Genomic DNA, 19,581 nt, shown 5'->3' with positions numbered 1-19,581 from the left:
TTAATGGTTACAACTGCAACGTCAGTTGACGATTTTGGTCTTCAGGTTTCAGCATAACACTTAATCCAAGTAAGCGTATCTCTCTACCTTTCTGACGTTTAAGAATCTCTTTTAACAATTGACTAAAGTAATCGAGATCCAGCTCATTATGAACATGTTCTATCGTGGTTTGTTGAAAGTCCGCAAACTTCACTTTAATGCCTTGTTTTACAATCCGTTTATTGGCATCCACTTTCGCTAAACGTTTGTCTAACTCGGGATATAAAGTATCGGTAATCACTTGCCAGCACTGCTGATAAGTGGCGATATTCTGGCTGAAGGTTCGTTCGACTCCCACCGATTTTCGTTCTCGCTCTGGTTCAACTGAGCGGTGATCTATACCGTGACTTTTATTCCACAGCGAAGCACCGAGTCGACCGAATTGAAGCAACAACTCACGGTAATCACTGTTTTTAATATCTTCGCAAATAAAATAGCCTGCTTGATGAAGCTTCTCTAGACCGACCTTCCCCACGCCGGGAATTTTCTCTAATGGCAATTTATCTACTACTTTTTGTACCTCTTCCGGTGGAATCACGAACTGACCATTAGGTTTGTTCATATCAGAAGCCACTTTAGCCAAAAATTTAATCGGAGCAACGCCGGCAGAAGCCGTAAGATGTAACTCTTGCCATATATCCCTGCGTATCGCTTCGGCAATCAGTGTTGCGGAACCGTGTAGCTTTTCACAGTCCGTCACATCTAAAAACGCTTCATCTAATGAAAGCGGTTCAATCAATTGAGTATAACGCTGAAAGATCTCTCTAATTTGACCAGATACAGAGACATATACCTGCATCCTGCCTGGAACAACCAACAGTTGAGGACAGAGTTTAATCGCTTGGCCGGTCGGCATGGCTGAGCGCACACCAAACTCACGCGCTTGGTAGTTACAAGTACTAATAATACCTCGCTGACGCTCTTTTCCACCCACCGCTATAGGGCGATCACGATAGTCAGGATTGTCTCGCATCTCTACCGCAGCATAAAAACAGTCCATGTCCACATGAATAATTTTTCTCTGCTTAGTGCTCTTCTCTTGAACTGTCACTTTCTCTGCCACATCGCTCTCTGCCACAACTCTTTTATCTGGCACGATTACAAAACCATAAACTGTACATAAATACAGTATAATCTATTTTGCTGACATTCTAAATATTTGAAATTGCACCAGACACTCATAGTTATACAGGCTATATTTTATATAACTTATATAGGAGAGTACATTGAACAATAGAGTTTTGATTGTGGAAGATAGCAAGGTTTATCGCAGCTATCTTGAATCCCAGTTTTCGAAAATCGACTTACAAGTGGTGTTGTGTGAGTCATTTCAGCAGGCCAAAGAGATCATCGATAAAGACGTAAACTTCCTCTGTGCAGTTTTAGATTATTGCCTACCAGACGCCCAACATGGCGAAGTCATCGATTATGCACTAACCAAAAAGTTAAAAGTGGTTGTTCTTACCGCTAATTTTGACGAGCAGACAAGAGATTCCGTTTTAGAAAAAGGAGTCATAGACTACATATTAAAAGAGAATATGGCATCTGTTTCCTATCTATTGCCTTTAATATCTCGCTTAAACAATAATAAACATCATAAGGCGCTCATCGTCGACGATTCTAACGTTGTCAGACAACATTTAGCCACACTATTAGAACATCAATATATCACCACACTGCAATCGGAGAACGGGCAGCAGGCGATTGAATTGCTGCAACAACACCGAGATATTACCTTGATCATCGCAGATCACAATATGCCCGTTAAAGATGGAATTACTATGACAAGAGAGATTCGTCGACAATATGATCGATCTCAATTGGCCATATTAGGTATATCCAGTAGTGAGTCTCACAACATTACGGCGCGCTTTATTAAAGCTGGCGCGAATGACTTTTTGCATAAGCCATTTAACCAAGAAGAGCTGTTTTGCCGTATCAACAATATGCTGGAGATGAGAGACATCAGTGATGAGTTGTATAAAATGGCCAACCAAGATGCATTGACTGGATTATGGAATAGACGCTATCTGTTCCAGCATGCTTCAACATCCAAAGATAACTGTAATGTCGCCATGTTGGACATCGATTACTTTAAGAAAATAAACGACCATTATGGCCATGAGGGAGGCGATCAAGCGCTAGTGACTTTAAGCCATATTATCTCTATCTACTTTTCCGAAGATTTGGTGGCTCGATTCGGAGGGGAAGAGTTTTGTATTATCAATTACGGCGATTATGAGCAGTTCGTACAGCGACTAGAACGGTTACGCACGCGGGTAGAAAAAACGCCGATTGACTATCTCAACAAGCAGATTAATCTCACGATTAGCATTGGTGCAACTAGAGCAATTCGCAACTTGGATACCATGATACGCCATGCAGACGATAGGTTGTATCTGGCAAAAGAGAATGGTCGAAACCAAGTGATTTATAACGATGATTGCTTAGTTTAACCTCAATCTAGGATAATTTGAGTCGTTGTGCTGGTTTATTCATTGCAAAAACAAGCGACGACAACTCTGTTATCCCACATTGAGGTTACAGAAGCGATATTACAAATGACTAAGCAATACGATCCTTATCCCATTCAGCCATTTTAGCTGCTCTTGCAGCAGCTTTTGCTTCTCTACGCTTACGTGCATCACACGGTTCAGGGCAGTTACACACTTTGTCGATACCCACAGCGCCAAGTCCACCACAGCTGCCTTTAACAACTTTCTTCTGGAAGATATAGCCTACCGCCATAGCGGTAATTACCAATAAAAACACACCAAATGTAATAAGAAATGTATTCACTAAAACACCTACTAATTAATTAACTTACTTCTTCAGATAACGGGAAAACGCATCTGAATAGACTTCTTTAAAGCCGTCTTCTGTCTTAACAACCATAAAAACGGCCAGATCATGTTCGTTTGCCACTTTCATCGCAACTTCTTCGCCCAACACCATCAATCCAGTAGCTAAGCCGTCTGCCGTCATACAAGAAGGATGTAATGCGGTGACTGAAACGACTTTATGATTGATTGGTTTGCCCGTTTCTGGGTCGATGATATGTGAATAACGGATACCGTCACGCTCAAAGTAATTTCGATAATCACCAGAAGTTGCCACGGCCATATCACCCGGCTCAATAATTTCTTGAACCGCTCGTTGATCAACATCAGGTTTTTCAATAGCAATTCGCCAACCGATATTCTCGCGGTTTTTGCCTTTCATGCGGATCTCTCCGCCTACTTCTACCATGTAGTTCTCAATACCTTGAGACTCAATATAGTTGGCAACAACATCCACTCCCCACCCTTTTGCGATAGTGGAAAGATCAACGTATAAATCAGGAATATCTTTACTTAATCCCTTCTCTGTTACGGTTAAATGCTCTATGCCGACATTCGCACGGCGTGCGGCTAACTCTTCATCGCTTGGTACCACTTCAGGTCGTCCTTCAGGGCCAAAACCCCATAGATTCACCAAGGGACCAACCGTTACATCTAATGCGCCTAGAGTGAGCTGATTAAGGCGAATCGCCTCTTTCACGACAAGTACCGTCTCTTTAGATACGGCAAACTCATCTGAACTTTTATACTGATTAAAACGACTTAATTCTGATGTCTTTCGATAAGTAGACATCTGATCATTGACCTGCTCTAACAGGCGGTCAATTTCCTTCTGCAAAACGTCACTTGCCGGAACCGAGTCCGCGTTAATATATTTAACGTTATAAGAGGTCCCCATTGTTGGGCCTGTTAAATGCGTTTGCTCTCTACTGTCACTACAAGCTGTTACAAACAACAGCGAACTTAGCGCCAGTAGCAATAATTTAAATTTCGTTACGAACGTATTAGAGCGAGGCTTCATAGCCTTCTCCTTTTTGTTATATAAGGTAGTTGGGCATTGCTCAAAAACAAATGGCTGACCCTAAAGGGCCAGCCACATCCGATATCCATTAATGGTATAAATTAACCACCAAAGTCATCTAGTAAGATATTTTCATCTTCTACACCAAGATCTTTCAGCATACCGATCACGGCTGCATTCATCATTGGTGGACCACACATGTAGTATTCACAATCTTCAGGAGCATCATGATCCTTCAGGTAATTTTCATAAATTACGTTGTGAATAAAGCCAGTGTAACCGTCCCAGTTATCTTCTGGTAATGGATCCGATAACGCAACATGCCACTCAAAGTTATCGTTGTCCGCCGCTAGCTTATCGAAATCTTCGATGTAGAACATTTCACGCTTAGAACGAGCACCGTACCAGTATGTCATTTTACGTTTAGACTGAAGACGCAGTAGCTGGTCAAAGATATGAGAACGCATTGGAGCCATACCTGCACCACCACCGATAAATACCATTTCATTATCTGTTTCTTTAGCGAAGAACTCACCAAATGGTCCAGAAATAGTACACTTATCTCCCGCTTTTAATGACCAGATATACGAGGACATGATGCCCGGTGGTACGTCTGGGTTGTTTGGCGGAGGCGTTGCGATACGCACGTTCAGTTTAATCAGACCTTTCTCTTCTGGGTATGAAGCCATTGAGTAAGCACGGATAGAGTGCTCTTTAACGATAGACTCGTAGCGGAATAAGTTAAACTTATCCCAGTCTTCGCGGTACTCATCAGGTACATCAAAATCAGAGTATTTAATATGATGAGGGTCAGCTTCGATCTGGATATAACCACCAGCACGGAACGGTACTTCTTCCCCTTCAGGAATTTTAAGAACCAGTTCTTTGATAAAGGTCGCTTCATTGTCATTAGAAAGAACTTCACATTCCCACTTCTTAACACCGAAGATCTCTTCTGGTAGCTCGATATCCATGTCAGCTTTCACAGCAACCTGACAAGCTAGACGTTCGCCTTCACGAGCTTCACCTTTGGTGATGTGATCCAGTTCAGTAGGTAGAATGTCACCACCACCCGCTTTCACTTTCACACGACACTGACCACAAGAGCCACCGCCACCACATGCTGAAGATACGAAGATACCACTGCCCGCCATTGCGCTCAGTAGCTTGTCACCCGGAGAAGTAATAAAACTTTTTTCCGGATCGCCATTAACGGTGATAGTAACGTCACCTGATGGTACAAGCTTAGATTTGGCCACCAAAATGATGAGCACAAGCGCGAGTACAATCACGGTAAACATCACTACACCAAGAATAATGCTTTGCATTGACTATTCCTTATTTATTGTGTCGTTTACCCGACTTACAGTTGAACACCGGAGAAAGACATAAAGCCCAACGCCATCAAACCCGTTGTGATAAATGTAATACCCAATCCACGTAACCCTGGAGGTACGTCTGAATATTTCATTTTTTCACGGATACCCGCAAGTGCAACAATCGCTAGCATCCAACCTACACCAGAACCAAAGCCGTACACGACAGACTCAGCAAAGTTATAGTCACGTTGAACCATAAATGACACACCACCAAAGATGGCACAGTTTACGGTAATCAACGGAAGGAAAATGCCTAACGCGTTATACAGCGGCGGGAAGAAACGGTCTAGAACCATTTCTAGAATCTGAACTAACGCAGCAATAACACCGATAAAGGTAATAAAGTTCAAGAAGCTCAGATCAACACCAGCAACTAGGGCGCTATCTTTCAATACTAGGTTATAAAGTAGGTTGTTCACTGGTACCGCGATAGTCAATACCACGATAACGGCAACACCTAAACCAAAGGATGTTTTTACTTTCTTTGATACCGCAAGGAAAGTACACATACCCAAAAAGAACGATAAAGCTAGGTTTTCGATAAAAATCGATTTAACCAGCAAACTAATATAATGTTCCATTATGCCTACTCCTTCGCTTCAATCTGGTCAGGTCTTAAGATTCGGATACCCCAAATCATAAAGCCAATCAAGAAGAAGGCCGATGGTGCTAGAAGCATCATACCGTTCGGTTGATACCAACCACCTTCAGAAACGAGAGGAAGAACCTCCATACCAAACAGTTTTCCTGAGCCAAACAGCTCACGGAAGAAACCTACGGTAATTAATACGAAACCATAACCTAGGCCATTACCAATACCATCGATCAATGATGGTAGCGGCGCAGACTTCATTGCATATGCTTCCGCACGTCCCATTACGATACAGTTAGTAATAATAAGACCAACAAATACTGACAACTGTTTAGAGATGTCATATAGGTACGCTTTCAATACCTGATCGACAACAATTACCAAAGAGGCAATAATCGCCATCTGTACGATAATACGCACACTGTTTGGAATGTGGTGACGGATAACCGAAACGAAGAAGTTAGAGAATGCGGTTACAAAAATAACCGCTAAGGTCATTACGAACGCCGTCTCTAGTTTTGTAGTTACCGCTAATGCAGAACAAACACCTAACACCTGTAGGGCGATCGGGTTGTTGTCCATTACAGGAGCAAGAAGGTTCTTTTTCATGTCTTTAATATCTGCTGACATTAGTTCAGTCCTCCATCACGAACTTTGGCAAGGAAAGGACCAAAGCCCATATCACCTAACCAAAAATCAAAGGTATTTTGCACGCCGTTCGCTGTTAATGTAGCGCCAGATAGACCGTCTACACCATGCATTGAGCCCGCTGGTGCTCCGCCTTTAACAATTTCAATTGCTGGTTTGTCTTCATCATCAAACAATTTCTTACCAACAAACTGACCACGCCAGCGAGGGTTTTCAATCTCACCACCTAGCCCAGGAGTTTCACCTTGCTCGTAGTAAGTAATACCCGCAACTGTATTACCATCGGTTTCAACGGCAACGAATGCGTACATCATTGACCATAGACCGTTACCATGAACAGGAAGAATGATTTTCGAAATCTTATCATCTTCTTTTACAAGGTAAACAAGGCCTGTATTGGCACGACGAATAATTTTAGCGGTATCCTCATCAGAGCTAAGCTTGATAGATACATCACCTTTGGTTTCTTTTGCCGCTTTACGTTGGTCATATGTAGCGGCATCACCGTCTACAAAATCACCTGTGGCAAAATCAACTAAACGAGGTTCAATATATTGAGCAAATAACTCAGGGATAGAGCCTTCTTTTCCAGTTAGACCCGCAACTTCAACAATGTTGCTCTGCTTATCTAAAACTGCGTTTGCTTGCTGTTTATCGCGTAAGAATACTGCGGCTGCCGATACGACAACTGAGCACACTAAACTCAATGCGATAACAACAAACAGCGTTTTCTTAATGCTATCGTTATTACTTGCCATAGCGCGCCAGCCTCCGCTTCACATTCTTCTCAATTACTAAGTAGTCAAACAGTGGTGCAAACAGGTTAGCAAATAGTATTGCTAGCATCATTCCTTCTGGGTACGCAGGGTTAACCACACGAACCAACACACACATAAGACCAATTAGTATCCCGTAAGCCCACTTACCTTTATCGGTAAATGATGCGGATACAGGGTCCGTAGCCATAAAGAACATACCGAATGCAAAACCACCAAGCACTAAGTGCCAATGCCAAGCCATTTGGAACATCGGGTTGGTGTCAGAGCCGATAACGTTAAACAGCGTTGAAGTAACAATCATACCCAGCATAACGCCAGCAATAATACGCCATGAAGCAATGCCCATGTAAACGATCATCGCAGCACCAATCATAAGTGCTAAGGTAGAAACTTCGCCGATAGAACCAGGAATGTTACCGATGAAAGCGTCAAGCCAAGTGATGGTATCGCCAGTGACGTTATTGATTAACGCACCGCTGCCACCATTCGCCCATTGACTTAATGCAGTTGCACCAGAGAAGCCATCTGCTGCTGTCCATACAACGTCACCCGAAATTTGTGCAGGATAAGCGAAGAATAGGAAAGCACGACCAGCTAATGCAGGGTTAAGGAAGTTACGCCCAGTACCACCAAATATCTCTTTAGCGACAACAACACCAAAAGTAATACCCAGTGCTGCTTGCCATAGTGGCAATGTTGGCGGAACAATCAGTGCAAACAGGATAGAAGTAACAAAAAAGCCTTCATTCACTTCATGTTTACGCACGATACAGAACAGTACTTCCCAGAAACCACCAACAGCAAATACCACACCGTAGATAGGCAAGAAGTAAGTTGCACCAAGTAGCATCATCGAGCCCCAGCCCGCCTCACTACTCACCGTACCACCGATAGCTTCGACCAACCAATAGTGCCAGTTACCCGCAATGACTTCTGCCAATTGCGCGCCTTGATACATATGATTCAAAGCAACAACAGCTTGATGACCAGAGTTGTACATGCCCCAAAACATTGCTGGGAACACGGCAAACCACACCATAATCATGATGCGCTTAAGGTCAACACTGTCACGTACGTGTGAACTTCTTTGGGTTACTGTACCCGGGGTGTAGAACAGAGTTGCGGTTGCTTCAAAAAGTGGGTACCACTTTTCAAGTTTACCACCCGCTTCAAAATGCGGTTCTATGTCCTCAAATAATTTCTTAAGCATGGATCACCCTTCCTTCTCAATCGTATCCAGAACATCACGAAGCATGACGCCAAATTCGTATTTGCCCGGACATACATAGGTGCACAATGCCAAATCTTCTTCGTCTAGCTCTAAACACCCTAGGCGTTGAGCGCTATCGCTGTCGCCAGCACATAAATCACGAAGGAGAAGCGTTGGCTCCATATCTAAAGGCATCACTTTTTCATAGTTACCAATTGGCACCATGGCACGCTCACCACCATTCAGTGATGTCGTCATATTGAAAAGCTGACCTTTAAACAGGTGGCTAAGGAAAGAGCGCGTTACTGAGAACTTGTTTTTGCCCGGCATCGCCCAGCCAAACAGTTCTTTTTCACGGCCTTCGCGCAGTACAGAGACTTGTTGATGATAACGACCCAAGTAAGCATGAGGCCCTTGAGCATGAACACCAGACAACACCGAACCTGAGATAACACGTACCTCACCCGGCATGATCTCGCGCTCAACGATATCATTAATACATGCACCCATATGCGTTCTGACTAAACGAGGGTTAGTCACAACAGGACCCGCTAATGCCACGACGCGATCAGTATAAATTTCACCAGATAAGAATAACTGACCAAAAGCAATAACGTCTTGGTAATTGATGCTCCAAGCGACATGCTCTGCACTAACAGGATATAGATGATGCATATGTGTACCGACTAACCCTGCAGGGTGAGGGCCGTCAAACACATGCTCTTCCACATTAGAGGCGTTGCTCTTAGGAAGGCTTGTGCCTTTCTTACATACATACACTTTGTCATCAGACAGACGGGAGAGAATATCCAACCCTGCCACAAAGGCGTCAGATAGTTCATTAATTATCACTTCAGGATCAGCAGACAATGGATTTGTATCCATTGCAGTGACAAAGATCGCTTTAGTGTGGGCATCAATTGCCGGAACCTTACTAAACGGACGAGTTCGCAAAGCAGTCCACATGCCAGAATCAATCAGTTGCTTTTTAATCGCATCACGATCAAGAGAAACTAATTCATTGGCTGCATAGCTATCAAACGTGATTTGCTCTTCACCGGCTACTTCAATCACAACAGATTGGAGTACACGTTTAGCACCACGGTTTACTTCGATAACTTTACCACTTGCAGGTGAAGTGAAAATAACACCAGGATTCTTTTTATCTGCAAAAAGAACTTGCCCTTTCTTCACTTCATCACCTACGCGGACATGCATTGTTGGACGCATTCCCACGTACTCTTCGCCTAGCAAGGCGACTTTTTTGACGGGATTACCGTCATTAATCACCTGGGCAGGAGCTCCCGAGATCGGAAGGTCTAAACCCTTTTTTATTGTAATCATACGCACTTGCACTATTTTATCGGAAAAAAGATTCTTTAATTGCGTAACTTATAGACACGACATGAATTGTGTCCGGTTTCGGCGCTTCTTTGGCACCAAAATCGCAACATTTCGTTAAAATTCTCTTTACATAAAATGTAAGAAGAATTTTCAGGTTCGGTAGTTTAGCATTTTTTGTTGTCTAGACGCCAATACCAATCCTATTGATAAACACTATTTCTTATGCACATTTCGTTCAGAATGGGATCTAATCCTAATAACTTTGAAGTTAAGCACAATTGTTAAAAAACATTATATATTACCTCATCGCATTTCTTTATATCTTGCATTTTTGTTAATAATACTGAACATTTTTACATTGTTACTGAAATAAGTATGTGCTAGATGAAATTCAACCTTCAGCAGGTTAACCGAGTAGCCACCGCTACTCAGATGCATTATTGACTGGCTACTTTCCGCCCCCCATACAGTTCGGAGAGTCAGGGACCAAGCCGCTTTCAATTTTCCACTCTGACTGAGTATAGGTATGAATGGAAAGAGCATGTATATTTTCTTGCAACTCCGACATCAAAACTTGATTAACTTTACGGTGCCGACTAATTAATCGCTCTCCGTCAAAGTCATCACTGACCACCACCACTTTAAAATGGCTTTCTGATCCTGCCGGTACATTATGCATATAACTTTCATTTATAACTTGAAGATAAATTGGCGAAAACGCATTGTGTAGTTTGGTTTCTATCTGTTCTTGTAGCATGTTTTTATCTCTAAACCTTAGCCGAGTAATGATACTTATCATTCTATACGACCTTAATACCTAATTATGAGTAATTGCTTACGTTACCATCACAAAAAAGCACCGTAGACAACTATGTAATTTTTGGTTCACTGTTTACAGCACTTTTGAGACAATAAACAGATACTTTCAGTACCGATCCTATAAATGAACGAAATTAAAACACAGTTTACATATAATGAACGCATATTGACGCTGCTGCGTTTCCCTAAACGAGCAAATGAATCTTTTCAAGCTTGGGATGCTGGTGATGAATATTTAATTCACTACGTTGAAGAGATGGACCTCAAAGAGCAGCGAAATATTCTCATACTCAACGATCATTTCGGTGCTCTTTCTTGTTGGTTTGCCGAAAAGCACAATGTCACCTTAATGAGCGACTCTTACATTTCTCACCAAGGTACGCTTAACAATTTAAAAAGAAACCAATCACCTCACATCCAGTTTATGCACTGCTTAGACAATATCGCTGACAATATTGATTTGGTGCTATTCCAACTACCCAAAAGTAACCGCTTACTAACCTGGCAGTTATCTCAGTTAAAGAGAAGTATAAGGAAAGACTGTCCAGTCATTGCCGTTAATAAAGCGAAGGATATTCATAACTCAACCTTAGCTCTTTTTGAAAAGCACCTGGGCACTACAACAACCTCTTTAGCCAAGAAAAAGCATCGACTCATCTTTAGTCGTGCAGATAATATCAATCCAGCCGAAGCTCCTTCTGTCGTTGAGTGGCATGTTGACGGAGAAAACTACTCGCTACAGAATTTTGCCAATGTTTACTCAGGAGAGAGTCTTGATCTAGGTGCTCGATTTATGCTGCAACACATCCCAGCAAGCCCTGACATTAAACACATAATAGATCTAGGCTGCGGTAACGGTGTTTTGTCTATTAAAGCAGGGCAATTAAACCCTCAAGCTAAGATTACTTCTGTTGATGAAAGCTTTATGGCGGTTGAATCAGCAAGAATCAACTTAACATCTGCGCTAGGAAGCGACAGAGAAATAGACTGCATTGCAAACAACTGTTTAGATGGTTTTGACAAAAGTTGTGCTGATCTCGTGCTCTGCAATCCTCCGTTTCATCAACAAAATGCCATAACGGATCATATTGCTTGGCAGATGTTCTGTGACGCTAAGCATGTTCTTAACACTGATGGTAAATTATTGGTTATCGGTAACCGTCACCTAGGCTACGATAAGAAACTGACGAGGCTATTTGGAAACAATAAGGTTTCACTGATTGCATCGAACAATAAATTTGTTATTTTACAAGCAACTAAATAGTAGAATACACCCTATTGAGCTGTTACAGCAAAATACAGCCTAGGTTATAAATCCATACGCCCGTATAGTGTTCAAATGAGTGTGGATTGAGAAAAATCTAGGCACGAGCAAAACATAAAGGAAATTAACCATGAAAAAATTGATCTTCGCAGCCTCTCTGGTTCTGTTAGCCGCATGTTCATCATCTCCAGAAGAGCCACAAGTCAACTTCATGCCTAACGCTACCACGAGTCAAAACAGAGTAGTTGATAACCTAGCCGTCTCACTAGACAGCAGAGACGTGCGCTCAGCCCAATATGTTGCACTTATTGATACTGGCCGAAACAATATTCAACCCGTACATGCAAAACAGAACGTGCGCATCACGTTAGAGTCCGCACTGACTGATCAATTACTGTCTCAAGGCTATAAAATCACCGTTAATAGTCAAAACACGCTTACATTGGAAATTGTTGAGTTATTGGTCAATGTTAAGCACAGTGTAATGTCCAATGAGATGGACGCAAAGGTGACGCTTCAAATCACCGCTGAAACACCAGAAGGTAAATTGGTTAAAACATTCAATGGTACCGCAAGCAAAAGCGGGACATTTAGTGCTTCAGATGCTGAAATTGAACAAGTCATCAATAATATTACCAACTTAGTTCTCGCTGAAATTGCAACCGATAAAGAATTAAACAGCTACATGAAGGAACGCTTCTAATGAAAAAGACGATTATCGCCCTAGCATGCTTATTTAGCGCCTCTTTAATGGCGGCTCCTAACGTTATTTTTGAAACCACTCAGGGTAATTTTACCGTAGAGTTAGATTCAGAAAATGCTCCCGTGACGACAGAAAATTTTCTTAAGTATGTTGAAGATGGAAGCTATGAAGGTACCATTTTTCATCGCGTGATCCCGACATTCATGGCTCAAGGAGGTGGTTTTGATACGGATATGAAATCGAAACCTTCTTATCCAGCAATTAAGAATGAAGGCAGCAACGGGTTAAAAAATAAAGTCGCTACAATCGCCATGGCAAGAACATCAAATCCAGATTCAGCGACTAGACAGTTTTTCATAAATTATGCCGATAACGACTTTTTAGATTATCAACAAGGCGGCAATCCGGGTTATGCCGTATTTGGTAAAGTAACGAAAGGTTTTGAGAACGTTCAATCTATGGCTAAACAACCAACCAAATCTTTTGGGCGTTATCATGACGTACCGGCTACCGCAATTGTTATCAATAAAGTAACCGTACAAAAATAAAACCATCCTACCCATAGGCCGATAATATATCGGCCTTTTTTAATCTTAATAACCAACTCGTTTCCCTGTGGTTCATCACTTCTTTATAGTGAGTACCCACTCAATCTGTTTTGGTTATCAATTTAACGACATTAGCCATAAATAGTTGCTATGGTTTAATTTCGCAATACGACCTGTGATAGGTGTAACAAGGAGTGTTTGATGACACAGCAAATGTCTTGGCGTGAGACATTCAAAAGCTATTTAGACAGAAAACTTATCTGGGTATTCATGCTCGGCTGTTCAAGCGGTTTTCCGTGGGTGCTAATTGGCTCTAATATGTCTGGCTGGCTAAAAGATGCAGGGCTAACTCGAGCCGCAATTGGTTACTTTGGCTCTGTCTTCGCCGTGTACGCCATTAATTTTCTCTGGGCGCCACTTGTTGATAGGGTGAAGCTCCCTCTACTGCATCGTTCACTAGGGCAGAGAAGAAGCTGGATCATACTATGCCAATTTGTCATTTTGATCTGCACGCTCTTTATTGCGGGAGTGAACCCTGCTAACGATTTGATGTTTACCTCGATGCTGGCTCTCGGCATTGCTATCGCTTCTGCTACGCAGGATATCGCTATTGATGCCTACCGTATCGATACATTTCCAAAATCTCAGTCAAGTAAACTCCCTCAAGCATCTGCAATGGCAGTAATGGGATGGTGGACAGGTTATTCACTGCCAGGTTATCTCGCCTTTATCAATGCCGACAGCATTGGCTGGAACGGTGTATTTTATGGTATGGCAGGAGTGCTAGCCGTTTTAATCATATTTACCCTACTGGTGGGTGAACCTAAAACGGACAGGGAAGCCTTACAACAGAAAGCAGAGCAAAGACACAGCAAAGTCGTTGGTTCTCGGATAGGCGCTTGGTTTACTGTTACGGTTATTGAACCATTTCTCGATTTCTTTAAAAGGAATGGTGTTCAAGTTGCCGTCACACTGCTGCTGTTTGTATTTTTATTCAAGATCGGTGAAGCCTTTTTAGGCAGAATGTCCATAACCTTCTATAAAGAAGTTGGCTTTAGCAATGAGCAAATCGGTCACTATTCAAAGCTGTTGGGATGGTGGGTGACTATCTTCTTTACCCTTGTGGGTAGCATGTTTAATGTTAAATTTGGCATTATACGTGGGCTGATGATCGGTGGGATCGCCATGGCATCCAGTAACTTAATGTTCGCATGGATAGCCTCTGTTGGTCCTAATGAACACTTGTTCTTAGCCACTATCATAGTCGATAACTTTACTACCGCATTCTCAACCGTCGCTTTTGTCTCCTTCCTAACAGTACTGACTGGACAAGCCTTTTCTGCCACTCAATATGCGCTCCTTGCATCTCTTGGCAATTTTGGCAGGACAACCTTAGCCTCTTTCAGTGGTGAACTCGCTGACTATTTAAACAACTGGCCACTGTTCTTCGTTCTTACTGCCGTAATGGTTATTCCAAGCTTAGTTATGCTCTATTCGTTGCGTCACTATTTCGCCGATATCTTAGAAAAAGCTCGTTCACAGAAAGAGTAGTCATACTTTAATCTATCTTGCTGCGGTAGAAACCCCATTCACCGTAGCAAGATTCCACGCTCCTGAGGTGGCATATCTAGCTAGCTTGGGATAATGAAAATGTTACCTGTTGCACAAATGTCTAAAATTTCTCCAATTTCTCCAGTTATATATCACTCATACAAATTATTTATTTCTTAGCCTATTTAATCCGTTAAATTAATAAAACAAGCTGACTTCCTCATTAGTAAAATAACACTACCTATTTTAATTATATATATAACACTCATTTTAGTTTTATTACTCTAATCAATTATTAATAGTAAATATCAATATATTTTACCTAAGTAATTGATATAAATAACAATAAACAAAACAAGCAACACAGATCACCTTTTCAATAAATACGTTTGCTTTTACAAAAACAACAATTATGGTTAACGATTAAAAACTCAGCAAACAACAAACGCCACAAAAACACAAAAGCACATACGAAACAAACACTTAAGTGCAAACAAAGCATATCATCAACAAAATATACATATGAATTATATTTAACAACAACTATATCAATAAGAAATATAATGGGACATAAATCACATTTACAATGCAACTTTTATGCAAACAAAACCAATTACTCAACGATAACAAAATAGATCAAAGAAATAAGATCCAGATCACTAATTATTTCCACTTTTATATTAAAACTCACTTTTAATTTGAACTTTTATCGCTATTATTTGCCGCCTATGGAATAAGCAGGTCACGGAAGGATCCGCTATATTTAAATTCACATTTTTGAAAAGAGTATCCTTTTATGCGTAAATCAATTATTGCACTTGGCGTTTTAGCTGCAGCTGCTTCAGTTCCAGCTCAAGCAGAGTATCTATTTGGTTTTGGTAGCATGTATGTTGACTACCAAGTATGGGACCAAGGTTTTGGTAATGATGACGATAACTTTGGTGGAGATATTAGCAAACGTAACCAAGCAGTAATTGGTATTGACGGTGGTGCTGTATTCGACTGGGGTCAAATCTACGGTTTCTATGACTATGAAGGTGTTGATCGTGCTGGTGATGACCGCGGTGCATCAGCAAAAGGAACCATTCACTACAACCTAACTGAATCAGGCGTTAGTTTATACGCTCAGGTTTATAATACCGATGCAGATAAATCAAACTTCCACGAGCAAAACCGTGTTCTTGGTTTAGGCTACACTGGCTTAAAAGGTGACGGTTGGGGCTTTACACCATTTATTGGTGCCCACCAAATCAACACCAAAGATAACACTGGTGCCAATGGCGGCATGGTTGGTTGGGTAGGTTACTATGCCACTGAGATCGCTGGTGAGAAATTTACTTTCTCAAGCTGGGGTGAATACGAATTTGCACGTAACGATGCTTATTCTAAAGCTCAAAGCACTAGCAGCGAGAGCTGGGGTCTAAATGGTAGCTTAAATGCTATGTGGAACTTCCACGAAAATTGGTCAACGGGTGTGCTATACCGCTTTACTGTTAACAAACTAGCACGTAAAGATTACCAAGACTTATTAATATATCGTGTACAGTACACTTTCTAAGTTTCTGTAAAAAACGGACAAAAAAGGCGCATTTAAGCGCCTTTTTTATTGCATTCCATTTCCCTATCGCTATCCTTTGTGCAAACATCATCAGAGAACGTTCCATTGAATATCACCATCTTAGGAGCAGGGGCAATTGGTTCACTGTGGGCCAACTACTTACATAATGCCGGACATAACGTCAGTCTCTGGTTAAGAAATCCAACCTCTTCTAATCAAAGTATCCGCCTAGACCAAGCAGCCACTGTAAATTTTCCAGTGAATAACAAGCAGGTGTTGTCTCAAGCCGATATGGTGTTAGTCACGGTAAAATCTTGGCAAGTTAAAGAAGCGATCTTACCGCTGAAAACAATACTCCATCCCGATACCATTCTACTCTTTATGCATAATGGTATGGGGGCTGTCGAACAGATTGACCATCTCTTTCAACACTCTCCAATTGTGTTGGCGACGACAACTCATGCATGCTTAAAGAAAGGTCATGGGGAATTTTATCATACTGGTAAAGGCGTCACCCATCTCGGAGGGCACAATGAAAAAGGTCGTCAGTGTCAATTTTTGCAGCCCGTACTTCAACACGCTCTTGCCGAAGTTACATGGAGCGACGATGTTCGCCAAAGCCTATGGCAAAAGCTAGTCATTAACTGTGCCATTAATCCATTAACAGCAATAGAAAAGTGTAAAAATGGAGTATTAGCCAAAGAAAAGTACCAGCATACAATTTCGACGATTGTTGAAGAGGCATCTGCCGTGATAACAGCCGAGAAAATAAATATAGAGACCGATACACTGCTGGAAACGGTATATAAGGTCATCAAGGCAACGTCAGAAAATTATTCTTCCATGCACCAAGATGTTCTGAACCATAGAACAACCGAAATAGATTATATTACCGGTTACCTATGCCGCACAGCCAAAAAACATCAACTTAATGTAGACACCAATTTGTCGCTATATAATAAGATAAAACAGACCGAAGATTTGTGGAGAACCTCATGAGCCATAGTATCCTTGTTCCAGTTGCTCCTGGAACAGAAGAGATGGAAGCAATAACCATTATTGACGTCCTAGTTAGAGCTGGGTACAAAGTAACCGTTGCCAGTGCTGATTTTGACGGCAAATTATCAATGAAAGCGTCAAGAGGTGTGACCTTAACAGCAGACTGTAAATTAGTGGATATTGCTGATGAAGAGTTTGACGTCATCGCGCTACCAGGTGGCGTTGAAGGAGCGGAAAACTTTAGAGATAGCCCTGTTCTCATAGAGATGATCAAACAACAAAAATACGATGGTCGTTGGGTCGCCGCTATCTGCGCCTCACCTGCTATTGTATTGCAAACTCACAACCTCTATCCCGATGCATTAATGACCTGTCATCCGAATTTTCAATCTGATATTGCGGCGAATAACTGGCGACCTAAACGTGTCACTATCGATGTCACTCATAAACTCATCACCAGCCAAGGCCCCGCCACCGCGATAGAATTTGCGATGGAAATCATCATTCTTTTATCAGGAAAAGCGCACGCTTGGTCAATTGCAGAACCCATGGTTACCCTGCCAACTCTTCACTATCATATTCTGGGCAAATAGAATGTTAGATATATCCTCAATTCGTAACCAATTTAAAGCGCTAACGTCCAAAGACAAGACGAATTTAACTTATCTTGATAGTGCTGCAACGACCCAAAAACCCGATCATGTGATCAACACTATTCAACATTACTATCAAAATCAAAATGCTAATGTGCATCGTGGCAGCCATCAGTTAACAGCCCAAGCAACCAGCTCATTTGAGTCAGCCCGAGAAATTGTTCAGCAATTTGTTGGCGCTCGTTACAGTAAAGAGATTATCTGGACAAAAGGAGCAACAGAATCGGTCAATTTGATTGCTCAAACCTACGCAAGAAATACCCTAAAGCCAGATGATGAGATATTGGTGAGCGAGATGGAGCACCACGCCAATATTGTACCGTGGCAAATAGTCGCAGAGCAGACGGGAGCGAAAGTGGTAAAAATCCCGATGCTTAGCGACTGCACTCTGGATATGCAGGCGTTTAAACATCTACTTTCCCATAAAAGCAAGATCGTTGCCGTTGCTCATATTACCAATGTGACGGCGACTCGTAACCCGATTGAAGAGATCATCGCCTTATCGAACGAGGTGGGCGCTATCACTGTAATCGACGGAGCTCAAGGTATTGTGCACGAACCGCTTAATCTGGAAGAATTAGGAGCTGATTTTTACCTTTTCTCCGGCCATAAGCTATATGCTCCAACTGGAATCGGCGTACTGTACGGAAAACTATCCATACTAGAGCAAATGCCGCCATGGCACGGTGGTGGCAAAATGGTGGAAAAGGTCTCTTTTACAAAAACAACCTACTCCTCTTTGCCGGGTAAATTTGAAGCCGGAACACCAAACATTGCTGGTGCAATCGCACTGGCATCTGCCATCACTTGGTTAAAACAGTTTGATTTAGCCCAAGTAGAAAAACACTTGCACTCATTACAGCACGAAGCGTTTCGACAATTATCGGCCATCGAAGATATCAATATCATTGGCTATCAACCCAATGGAGCCATTATTAGTTTTACGATTGATGGCGTTCATCATCAAGATATCGATACCCTGCTCGATCAACAAGGTATCGCAGTGCGCTCAGGGCATCACTGTGCTCATCCATTTATGGACGCACTAGGAATAAAAGGAACGGTGCGTGTATCATTTGCTATCTATAACACGCTAGAAGATGTAGATAAGTTAGTTAAAGCCGTAAAAAAAGCGGTCGATATGCTTTAGCCTAGAAGAGATAAACAGGCAACAGCGTGCAGCAAAATACCCACGCAGTAGCTCTACTGAGCTCGATTTTTAATCTGCTCCACTATCGCATACAGTCCGTTGCCTCGTGACGGGCTTAGATGTGATATTAAACCTATTTTTTCAAAATAGTCTTCTACATCAAATTGTTGGATTTCTTGGCTGGTTTTTCCATTAAATGCAGCCATGACAAGCGCAATCAATCCTCTCACAATTCTGGCGTCAGAATCAGCTTGAAAATACCAAACATTCTGGCTCTGTTTACTGATGAGCCAAACCTGACTTTCACAGCCCGCTACCATGACCTGTTCGGTTTTAAAACTATCATCCATCATGGGCAGCATTTTCCCCCACTTAATCACTTGACGGTACTTGTCTTCCCAGTGATTGAAGGACTGCATTGTATCAACAATGGTTTTAGCGGTAATTTCATTACCAAAAGCAGTATTCGTCATCATCGTTGCTT

At 41.9% G+C, this 19,581-nt stretch carries 20 protein-coding genes; 9 read left to right on the top strand and 11 right to left on the bottom strand.

Annotated elements, in window-relative coordinates; translation table 11 throughout:
* Positions 1-7: 7 nt before the first annotated feature.
* Entirely contained in the window at positions 8-1,090 is a 1,083-nt protein-coding gene (gene dinB / locus F0227_RS01660; protein WP_345775787.1) for a DNA polymerase IV, read from the bottom strand.
* Positions 1,091-1,265: 175 nt separating this feature from the next.
* Here dinB and F0227_RS01655 point away from each other — a divergent pair, with 175 nt between their 5' ends.
* The gene (locus F0227_RS01655; protein ID WP_171751412.1) at positions 1,266-2,495 is read left to right on the top strand and encodes a response regulator; all 1,230 of its coding nucleotides are present in this window, start codon (positions 1,266-1,268) and stop codon (positions 2,493-2,495) included.
* Positions 2,496-2,604: 109 nt separating this feature from the next.
* Here F0227_RS01655 and nqrM read toward each other — a convergent pair whose 3' ends face one another.
* The 9 genes from nqrM to bolA all read right to left on the bottom strand — a co-directional run bounded on the left by nqrM (position 2,605) and on the right by bolA (position 10,609).
* Complete coding sequence (gene nqrM / locus F0227_RS01650) at positions 2,605-2,838, bottom strand: (Na+)-NQR maturation NqrM (RefSeq protein ID WP_171751411.1); 234 nt, start codon at positions 2,836-2,838, stop codon at positions 2,605-2,607.
* A 24-nt stretch (positions 2,839-2,862) separates the two neighbouring features.
* Positions 2,863-3,900, bottom strand: coding sequence for an FAD:protein FMN transferase (locus tag F0227_RS01645; RefSeq protein ID WP_171751410.1), 1,038 nt, complete (start codon positions 3,898-3,900; stop codon positions 2,863-2,865).
* 101 nt (positions 3,901-4,001) lie between these two features.
* Positions 4,002-5,228, bottom strand: a complete 1,227-nt coding sequence (nqrF, locus tag F0227_RS01640) for an NADH:ubiquinone reductase (Na(+)-transporting) subunit F (protein ID WP_171751409.1) — start codon at positions 5,226-5,228, stop codon at positions 4,002-4,004.
* Positions 5,229-5,263: 35 nt separating this feature from the next.
* A complete protein-coding gene (gene nqrE / locus F0227_RS01635; protein WP_171751408.1) occupies positions 5,264-5,860 on the bottom strand; it encodes an NADH:ubiquinone reductase (Na(+)-transporting) subunit E in 597 nt (198 codons plus the stop codon).
* Positions 5,861-5,865: 5 nt separating this feature from the next.
* The gene (locus F0227_RS01630; RefSeq protein WP_171751407.1) at positions 5,866-6,501 is read right to left on the bottom strand and encodes an NADH:ubiquinone reductase (Na(+)-transporting) subunit D; all 636 of its coding nucleotides are present in this window, start codon (positions 6,499-6,501) and stop codon (positions 5,866-5,868) included.
* Positions 6,501-7,277 (bottom strand): Na(+)-translocating NADH-quinone reductase subunit C, encoded by a 777-nt coding sequence (locus F0227_RS01625; protein WP_171751406.1) that lies wholly within the window; start codon positions 7,275-7,277, stop codon positions 6,501-6,503. Before F0227_RS01625 ends, F0227_RS01630 begins: the two co-directional genes overlap by 1 nt.
* Positions 7,267-8,508 carry an NADH:ubiquinone reductase (Na(+)-transporting) subunit B gene (locus F0227_RS01620; protein WP_171751405.1) on the bottom strand — a complete coding sequence of 414 codons (1,242 nt, stop codon included), beginning with the start codon at positions 8,506-8,508 and terminating at the stop codon, positions 7,267-7,269. Before F0227_RS01620 ends, F0227_RS01625 begins: the two co-directional genes overlap by 11 nt.
* A 3-nt stretch (positions 8,509-8,511) precedes the next feature.
* A complete protein-coding gene (locus F0227_RS01615) occupies positions 8,512-9,852 on the bottom strand; it encodes a Na(+)-translocating NADH-quinone reductase subunit A (protein ID WP_171751404.1) in 1,341 nt (446 codons plus the stop codon).
* 448 nt (positions 9,853-10,300) lie between these two features.
* The gene (gene bolA, locus F0227_RS01610) at positions 10,301-10,609 is read right to left on the bottom strand and encodes a transcriptional regulator BolA (RefSeq protein WP_171751461.1); all 309 of its coding nucleotides are present in this window, start codon (positions 10,607-10,609) and stop codon (positions 10,301-10,303) included.
* Positions 10,610-10,804: 195 nt separating this feature from the next.
* On the opposite strand from bolA, the gene F0227_RS01605 reads away from it, so the two are divergent.
* From F0227_RS01605 to F0227_RS01570, 8 genes are all read left to right on the top strand, one after another.
* Positions 10,805-11,935: a methyltransferase gene (locus tag F0227_RS01605; RefSeq protein WP_171751460.1), complete on the top strand. Its 1,131-nt coding sequence runs from the start codon at positions 10,805-10,807 to the stop codon at positions 11,933-11,935.
* 130 nt (positions 11,936-12,065) lie between these two features.
* Entirely contained in the window at positions 12,066-12,638 is a 573-nt protein-coding gene (locus tag F0227_RS01600; protein WP_171751403.1) for a YajG family lipoprotein, read from the top strand.
* Positions 12,638-13,186 (top strand): peptidylprolyl isomerase, encoded by a 549-nt coding sequence (locus tag F0227_RS01595; RefSeq protein ID WP_171751402.1) that lies wholly within the window; start codon positions 12,638-12,640, stop codon positions 13,184-13,186. Before F0227_RS01600 ends, F0227_RS01595 begins: the two co-directional genes overlap by 1 nt.
* Positions 13,187-13,387: 201 nt before the next feature.
* Positions 13,388-14,737: an MFS transporter gene (locus F0227_RS01590; protein ID WP_171751401.1), complete on the top strand. Its 1,350-nt coding sequence runs from the start codon at positions 13,388-13,390 to the stop codon at positions 14,735-14,737.
* 796 nt (positions 14,738-15,533) lie between these two features.
* Positions 15,534-16,295, top strand: coding sequence for an outer membrane protein OmpK (locus F0227_RS01585; protein WP_171751400.1), 762 nt, complete (start codon positions 15,534-15,536; stop codon positions 16,293-16,295).
* 78 nt (positions 16,296-16,373) lie between these two features.
* On the top strand, positions 16,374-17,294 hold the full coding sequence (gene panE, locus F0227_RS01580) for a 2-dehydropantoate 2-reductase (RefSeq protein ID WP_345775786.1): 921 nt from the start codon (positions 16,374-16,376) through the stop codon (positions 17,292-17,294).
* Complete coding sequence (locus F0227_RS01575) at positions 17,291-17,887, top strand: DJ-1 family glyoxalase III (RefSeq protein ID WP_171751399.1); 597 nt, start codon at positions 17,291-17,293, stop codon at positions 17,885-17,887. Before panE ends, F0227_RS01575 begins: the two co-directional genes overlap by 4 nt.
* 1 nt (position 17,888) lies before the next feature.
* Complete coding sequence (locus tag F0227_RS01570; RefSeq protein ID WP_171751398.1) at positions 17,889-19,097, top strand: cysteine desulfurase; 1,209 nt, start codon at positions 17,889-17,891, stop codon at positions 19,095-19,097.
* Between the two features lie 53 nt (positions 19,098-19,150).
* Here the strand turns inward: F0227_RS01570 and F0227_RS01565 are convergent, their stop codons facing one another.
* A complete protein-coding gene (locus tag F0227_RS01565; RefSeq protein WP_171751397.1) occupies positions 19,151-19,573 on the bottom strand; it encodes a SufE family protein in 423 nt (140 codons plus the stop codon).
* Positions 19,574-19,581: the final 8 nt, after the last annotated feature.

Origin of the sequence: Vibrio sp. 99-8-1 (genome assembly GCF_013114595.1) — a bacterium.
Taxonomy (GTDB): domain Bacteria; phylum Pseudomonadota; class Gammaproteobacteria; order Enterobacterales; family Vibrionaceae; genus Vibrio.
The sequence above is the reverse complement of the archived record's forward strand: the minus strand, read 5'-3'. Positions and strand labels throughout refer to the sequence as shown.

Coding starts and splice junctions, on each gene's coding strand:
- nqrE (WP_171751408.1), bottom strand. CDS start 5,860: ATGGAACATTATATTAGTTTGCTGGTTAAATCGATTTTTATCGAAAAC.
- F0227_RS01600 (WP_171751403.1), top strand. CDS start 12,066: ATGAAAAAATTGATCTTCGCAGCCTCTCTGGTTCTGTTAGCCGCATGT.
- F0227_RS01575 (WP_171751399.1), top strand. CDS start 17,291: ATGAGCCATAGTATCCTTGTTCCAGTTGCTCCTGGAACAGAAGAGATG.
- F0227_RS01625 (WP_171751406.1), bottom strand. CDS start 7,277: ATGGCAAGTAATAACGATAGCATTAAGAAAACGCTGTTTGTTGTTATC.
- F0227_RS01595 (WP_171751402.1), top strand. CDS start 12,638: ATGAAAAAGACGATTATCGCCCTAGCATGCTTATTTAGCGCCTCTTTA.
- F0227_RS01615 (WP_171751404.1), bottom strand. CDS start 9,852: ATGATTACAATAAAAAAGGGTTTAGACCTTCCGATCTCGGGAGCTCCT.
- bolA (WP_171751461.1), bottom strand. CDS start 10,609: ATGCTACAAGAACAGATAGAAACCAAACTACACAATGCGTTTTCGCCA.
- F0227_RS01570 (WP_171751398.1), top strand. CDS start 17,889: ATGTTAGATATATCCTCAATTCGTAACCAATTTAAAGCGCTAACGTCC.
- F0227_RS01585 (WP_171751400.1), top strand. CDS start 15,534: ATGCGTAAATCAATTATTGCACTTGGCGTTTTAGCTGCAGCTGCTTCA.
- F0227_RS01645 (WP_171751410.1), bottom strand. CDS start 3,900: ATGAAGCCTCGCTCTAATACGTTCGTAACGAAATTTAAATTATTGCTA.
- F0227_RS01620 (WP_171751405.1), bottom strand. CDS start 8,508: ATGCTTAAGAAATTATTTGAGGACATAGAACCGCATTTTGAAGCGGGT.
- F0227_RS01630 (WP_171751407.1), bottom strand. CDS start 6,501: ATGTCAGCAGATATTAAAGACATGAAAAAGAACCTTCTTGCTCCTGTA.
- nqrF (WP_171751409.1), bottom strand. CDS start 5,228: ATGCAAAGCATTATTCTTGGTGTAGTGATGTTTACCGTGATTGTACTC.
- F0227_RS01590 (WP_171751401.1), top strand. CDS start 13,388: ATGACACAGCAAATGTCTTGGCGTGAGACATTCAAAAGCTATTTAGAC.
- F0227_RS01565 (WP_171751397.1), bottom strand. CDS start 19,573: ATGATGACGAATACTGCTTTTGGTAATGAAATTACCGCTAAAACCATT.